The organism is Streptomyces sp. NPDC097107 (assembly GCF_044762405.1).
Taxonomy (GTDB): Bacteria; Actinomycetota; Actinomycetes; order Streptomycetales; family Streptomycetaceae; genus Streptomyces; species Streptomyces thinghirensis.
In genome coordinates this window covers 1-5277 of sequence record NZ_JBIWEF010000036.1, presented here as the reverse complement: position 1 = coordinate 5277, position 5277 = coordinate 1, and the positions used below count along the sequence as shown (strand labels likewise).

General features: G+C 69.8%; 4 protein-coding genes and 1 pseudogene. 3 read left to right on the top strand and 2 right to left on the bottom strand.

What is annotated here, in order from left to right:
* The first annotated feature begins 162 nt into the window (after positions 1–162).
* The 3 genes and pseudogenes from ACIQ1J_RS35260 (at position 163) to tpg (ending at position 3380) form a co-directional block, all read left to right on the top strand.
* Positions 163–411 carry a helicase associated domain-containing protein gene (locus ACIQ1J_RS35260; protein WP_403563467.1) on the top strand — a complete coding sequence of 83 codons (249 nt, stop codon included), beginning with the start codon at positions 163–165 and terminating at the stop codon, positions 409–411.
* Between the two features lie 262 nt (positions 412–673).
* The gene (tap, locus tag ACIQ1J_RS35255) at positions 674–2818 is read left to right on the top strand and encodes a telomere-associated protein Tap (protein WP_403563465.1); all 2145 of its coding nucleotides are present in this window, start codon (positions 674–676) and stop codon (positions 2816–2818) included.
* 6 nt (positions 2819–2824) lie between these two features.
* Positions 2825–3380, top strand: a pseudogene (gene tpg / locus ACIQ1J_RS35250) (telomere-protecting terminal protein Tpg).
* 368 nt (positions 3381–3748) lie between these two features.
* On the opposite strand, the gene ACIQ1J_RS35245 reads toward tpg, so the two are convergent.
* Together ACIQ1J_RS35245 and ACIQ1J_RS35240 are read right to left on the bottom strand one after the other, a co-directional pair.
* Entirely contained in the window at positions 3749–4222 is a 474-nt protein-coding gene (locus tag ACIQ1J_RS35245) for a hypothetical protein (RefSeq protein WP_240659613.1), read from the bottom strand.
* Positions 4223–4554: 332 nt separating this feature from the next.
* Complete coding sequence (locus tag ACIQ1J_RS35240) at positions 4555–5136, bottom strand: hypothetical protein (protein WP_403563469.1); 582 nt, start codon at positions 5134–5136, stop codon at positions 4555–4557.
* Positions 5137–5277: the final 141 nt, after the last annotated feature.

Sequence of the window (5277 nt, the reverse complement as noted above, 5' to 3'; positions counted from 1 at the left end):
CTGCCCACCCGGCGGGTCCGCACCAAGGACCGCATCGTCAAACGAGCGATCTCGAAATACAACGCACGCGGACCCGCCATCGACCGGACCACCTATAAAGCCACCATCAACATGCTCACGAGCACCCCTTGACGCCTCCAGCCCCGCCCTAACTGAACGGCGTTGCCCCTAGCCCTCCTCCTGCGCCGGCCCTACGGCCCGTCCGGCTGGGCCTTCGCCCGCGGCCTGCGCGCCGCCCGCATCTTCTGGCGCTCTCATCAGCACCTCAACGTCCCCCGCAGCTACCCGTGCACCGTCGACGGTCAGCCCCTCGATCTGGGCCGCTGGATCAGAGAACGGCGCCGCGAGCCCGCCCGACTCACCCGCGAACAACTCGAGGCTCTGGAAGCCCTTGACATGCGGTGGACCTGACCGATCCGACGTTCGCACCCTCCACCAGCCCTGCCCCGCCGCACGGCCAACGGTCAACGATCTGCACCAGCGCCCCACCGCGCTGTGTTCGTCCATCCCGCCGTCGTCCGACACTCTCTGGCGCACACCTGCGGCACACGTCGTTCCCTAGGTTCAACGGCCGGTTGATAGCCCAGTCGGCACCCCCAGGACCTACACAGCCGCAGGGCTGCTGACATCCGCTCACCTCCACGTGCCCAGAGCGCGTTTCATGTGTGATTCGATGTGCTTTTCGTGTAGGTTGGAGGCGGAGGTGGCTCTCGTGTCCCATGAGCAGAACGGGCTCTTCGCATCGGTCGATGCCCTGCTGGAACAGGCGGCGGCACCGGATGCCCTGCCGGCCCCCGCCGAACGCAAACGGCTGCGCGAGGCCGCAGGCCTGAGCCAGGACCAGGTCGCGAAGGCACTGGACGTGCGACGCGAGACGGTGACCGGTTGGGAGGCGGGCCGCACCGAGCCACGCCCTCCCAAGCGGGCCGCCTACATTCGCCTCCTCGACGGCCTCGCTGACCGCTTTCCCGTCCCGGCGGCGTCCTCCGGCTTGGCGCCAGGACCGCGTACTGGCCCGCCCGCCATCACAGAGCCACAGGCGCCCGAACCGCCTGTCGCGCCCACAGCAGGTCCCGCGACCCCGATCCGGCGGCCTGCGACGGCACGTCGGTCGGCGCCCCAGAAGCCGGCGGCCGCGCCCGCAGCGGACACACGCTTTGCCGACGGGCCGCTCGTCGTCGTGGACGGCGACGACACGGCGTACTACGCCGACGGCCTGGTGCTCGACTGCCCGCTCACCGACCTTCCGGCACTGGTCGACTGGGCGCTGGGCGAGGCGAGATTGGGCGCTGCGCGCCTTCACCGCTCGGGCAAGGACGCCGACCCGCTGATCGTGCTGACCGCCTCCGCCGTCCAACGCCTCGGCCTGCCAACCGAGTTGGAGGACCGGCGCGGGCTGCGCCTGCCTGACGACCACAACGCCCTCAAGCAACTCACCAAGGCTCGATGGAAGCTGACGAAACGGGGCTTCGGCCCGTGGGCGCGGGTCTACCGCACGGCCGACGGCGCGCGCCGCCAGTGCGTGCAGTTCGCCGTCCTGCCCTGGGGCGCCCTCGACACGCGCTCCTGGGGGACGGCAGACCAGCTGCCGCCGGTCGAACTCGCCCGCCTGCTCAGTACCTACGCCACCCGCGTGCTCACCCCGTGCGGCTCCACCGCCGTCACCGGCCTGGAACTGATGACCGCGCTGCGCCCGCCCACCCGTGCAGTGAAGGACCCCGCCACCGGGAACTGGGTCTCCGGCCCGATGCCGGGCTCGCTGACCGAGGCGGTGGAGTGCGCCCCGCCCGAGGCTCCCGACGGGCACCCGGCCGTCGCAGCCTTGTATCCCCGTTTCCACCAGCGCACCCCCGACCAGGTGTTGGACGAAGAGGCCTACCAGTGGTCCCGGCCGTTGACGGACGCGGAATGCATGAAGCCCTACGTGGTCGGAATCGACGTCAACATGGCCTTCGCCGCGGCCGCCAACCGGCTCACCGTCGGCCTGTCCGCCCCCGTCCACGTCCACCGGCCGATCTTCGACGCGAAACTGCCCGGCTCCTGGCTGGTCGACCTCTCCCACATCCGCCTCGACGAACGTCTGCCCAGTCCGTTCACCCCGCACGGCGAACGCCCCACCGGTCCGGCCTGGTACGCCACTCCGACCGTCGCCTACGCCGTCGAACTCGGCTACACCGTCACCCCCCTTGAGGCCTACCTGCGCTACGAGTACGGCCCCTACCTGGACGCCTGGTACACCCGGTTGCGCGACGCCTACATCGCCACGATGGCCGACCTCGGCATCACCCCCGGCATGCCGGAGGAGCAGTTCCTGGCCGCGATGGCCGGACACCAGCACACCGACCCCGTCCTCGCCGCCGTGCTCAGCGCCATCAAGGCCACCGTCAAGGGCGGTCTCGGCAAACTGCGCGAGCGGGCCCGCAGTGGCGGCTGGCGGCCGGGCGAGCCCTGGCCCGCGCTCGCCCGCCCGACTTGGCGCCCCGACATCCGCGCCGCGGTCATCGCCGGCGCCCGTATCAACATGCACCGCAAGATGCTCAAGATCGCCACCCACGCCGGTCTGTACCCGGTCGCGATCCTCTCCGACTGCGCCGTGTACCCCTCCGACGGCCCCAGCCCCCTCGACTTCCTGCCCTACCGGGATGGCAAGCCCCTGCCTGGTGGATTCCGGCTCGGCGTCTCGCCCGGGATGGTCAAACACGAGGGCACCCAGAGCGTGCTGTGGGCCGAGGGCCTGCTCGAGGAGCACGGTCCGGACGTGAACATCGCCCGGCACATCAAAACCGGCATCGTCGCCGGCCAGGACGAGGGGGAGTAGACCCCGATGGGCCTCATCGCCGACAGCCTCGACAAGGCCGACGCTGCGCACTTCACCCGCCCGGTGCCGAAGTCGGCCCAGAAGCAGATGCAGTTCCTGGTCAAACAGACCAAGGGCACCAAGGGTGCAGCCGACCTGCTGGGCGTCACCCAGCGCACCGTCGAGCGGTACCTCACCGGACAGCTCAAGCAGCCGCGCCGCCACCTCGCGGACCGGCTCGCCGACGAGGTCCGCAAACGGTGGCAGCCCCGGGTCCGCGACCGGGCCAGAAAGCAGGCCGCCACGACCGGGGGCATCATCATCGACACCCGGGCACGCTTCGGATTCACCGCCGCCCCGGGCACAACCGACGACCCGCGGCTACGGCCCATCACCCAGGGCCTTCCCCCGGTCTACGCAGCACGGCTCTTCGACGCCCACGCCGCCGGAGCCACCGAGGAGCAGCTCCAGAGGATCGTGGCCGAAGGACTTCAGGAACATCTACTTCAAGGACCGCGGCCGGCGCGCGCAGGGCCTGTTGGTGGACTTCACCGACATCGATTACGTCGACGTCGATTACTAATTGAACCCTCAGGTCGTAAGCGGTGAGCCGGTGGACCGGCGCTGTGTGTGCAAGCAACAGCGGGGACGGGCCTGTCGCGCATCTGAGCACGCGAACCACGCGAATCCTTGAGGGTGAGAGTGGCGAGCAAGGCACGGGCGCGTGGCCCAGCTGTGAAGGGACCTCAGGCCAGGCTGTGAACTGCTGGGTGCTGCCGCCCCTTGCCGTTGCCTGCCCGCCAGCCGGCCCACTGCCTTCGCTGGCCCGCCTGATCCGTCTGTTCTGCTGCGGCGGGCCGAGTGGTGGCGGAGAGCCCTCGAGCCCTCGGGTGTGATGGGCGCGGCGCAGGAGACCGGGGCGCCCTGGCCGGCAGCTGCATGCCGACCGGGTCAGGCGGCGCCGAGTTGGGGGGTGTGCCGCTGCTGCATGGTTCCGAACACCTCGTCGAATGCGAGGGAGCGTCCCGTGGGCACCAGGTGGTAGGGGGAGCCTGAGCCTGCGGCGGGTTGCGGACCTGTGCGGCCCAGCATGAGGACGTCCAGGGGAGTGAGGACGTCGAGGTTGTCGAAGACGTAGCAGATCGGCAGCTGCGTCCATGCGGCGAGCTGGAGGTGCGCCATGACGGCAGCCCGCTCCACCGCATGGCGATGGGTGATGCGGCTGGTCATGCGGCTCTTGCAGTCGATCAGAAACACCTGCCGGTCCTTGGCGGCCACTAGATCGGGTGTCCAGCGCAGTGAACTCTCGGTGCCCCGCAGGGCGACTCGCACCGCTTCGGTCAGCACGCCCTGGCCCCAGGGGCTGACGTCCCATCCGCGCAGGGCGAGTTCCTCGGCGACGCGCCTTTCGTGTGCGTCGCCCACGGCCTTCCTCTGCTGAAAGCTCGGCATACCGGCAAGTGTTGCTCTCCTCCTCGGGCTCGAAACAACCCGGTGCGCCGTCTCGGACACTCCTGGCCAGGGATGTTGGCGGTCGTTGTCGTTCGTTGGCGTTCATGGGTGTCCGCCGGTGTCTCTCTGCGTCTCATGGCGTCTCACGCTGTCTCGAAACAACATGACCGGATCTGATCCCTGCAGCCGTGCGCCGGAGTTGCGGCCCACTTGCCGTACGTCTCTTCGTCCCACCGTGGCAGGACCGGACGATGGCGGGACGCGGCTCGGACGTGCTGCCTCCCGTGCCGTTTCGGAGGGGAGGACTACCAGGTGATCACCTTCCCGGTGTGGCGCTGCTCGGTACGCCGCGTTAGGAGGCGCCAGGCGATCTCGTCGTGCTCCCTGAGGTGCTGCCAGGAGGCAAGGAGACGGCAGCGGACCAGTTGGTCGAGGAGATCCTCCACCTGCTGCTGGGACTGACCGCCCAGCCGGGCAAGCACGTCGAGTTCCGCACTTCCGGAGCCGTCAGACGTGTGAGCTGCCAGGATCAGAGCGGTGAGCTGCACCGCGGGGGACATCCCGCGCGGTGCGACCAGCGGAACAGGGTGCAGGGCCCAGTGCGCCGCGCGGGCACGGGTGCCGCGGCCGGATGCCTGGGAGTGCATGTCCGCATCGAGAAGACGCGCCTCCACATGGGGACGCCGCGGGCCGGAACAGCGCAGCCACCCGGCGTGTTCCAGTTCGCTCCACAGTTCTGCACGGCCGTGCAGCCGCATGCTGCGCAGAAGGCCGCGGGGGAGCCGGACGCGGCCTCGGCCGTCGGCGCGCAGGGCGCACTGCAGGGCCAGCAGTCGGGCGGCGGGGGAGGAGAAGCGGGGCAGGGCGACGGCGAGGTAGGTGAGCATTTCCCGCACGCGCTGTTGCTCCGGCGGGCCGTAGGCGGGCGCCCTGTTGTGACGTACCTGTCGTGCAGGCTTATTGATCTTGATTGTGACCTGCTGTTGCTCACTTGTACTGGGTGGTACTTCCGCTTCGTCGGGGAGACC

What these genes read in the sequence shown, in the direction of transcription:
- ACIQ1J_RS35240 (WP_403563469.1), bottom strand. Translation starts at nt 5,136, where the DNA reads ATGCTCACCTACCTCGCCGTCGCCCTGCCCCGCTTCTCCTCCCCCGCC.
- tap (WP_403563465.1), top strand. Translation starts at nt 674, where the DNA reads ATGTGCTTTTCGTGTAGGTTGGAGGCGGAGGTGGCTCTCGTGTCCCAT.